The following is a 671-nucleotide window of genomic DNA, read 5'->3' as shown; positions in this document are numbered from 1 at the left end:
TTGAACCAGTCCGGTTCCGCGATACCGGCCAGCCAGTCGGGAGCCTGTTCGGCCAGTGCGTTCAACGCCGAGCGCAGTGTTTCAGCGACCATCTCCAGCCAGCACAGCTGACGGGCCGCGGACAGTACGTGCGTGGAGTCGGTGCGGGCCCGGCCGGCCGTCTTGAGCAGGCCCTTCTCCCGGGCCGCGGCCAGGATGCCGTCCAGCACCCGCCGTCCGGCATCCGCCTCTACCAGCCGGTCCCGGAACTCCGACAGGACCGAGAAGTCGAAACCGGGATCGGCCAGCTCCAGGCCGAGGGCGTACTTGAAGTCGATCCTGGCCCGCACCGCCTCCGCGGCCTGCCGGTCAGTCAGCCCCTCCACGAACTGCAACACCGATACCAGCGTCAGCCGACCCGGTGACCAGGCAGGCTTGCCCCGCACCGGGAACAGGTCCGCGAACTGCTCATCGGTGAACAGCGACCCCAGCTCGTCCCGGATCCGGATTGCAAGGCTGCCCTTCGGGAACGCAGCCCGAGCCACCCGCACCGTCTCCACCGGGATCTCCCCCGGCTCCTGCGGCTGCAACGACATCGACACCCTCCCCATACGACAACGTCGGCCCTCAAGACCACAACCGGATCTCGAAGGCCGACGTCACGCAGGGCCCGAATAAACCAACAGCGTCGC

1 protein-coding gene is annotated in these 671 nt (G+C 68.1%); it reads right to left on the bottom strand.

From position 1 onward, the window contains the following. Positions 1-575, bottom strand: a 575-nt coding sequence (locus AC3EQ1_RS31315) for a transposase (RefSeq protein WP_432097684.1), incomplete at its 3' end; no start/stop codon positions are given. Positions 576-671: the final 96 nt, after the last annotated feature.

The organism is Streptomyces sp. bgisy100 (assembly GCF_057709105.1).
The sequence above is the reverse complement of the archived record's forward strand: the minus strand, read 5'-3'. Positions and strand labels throughout refer to the sequence as shown.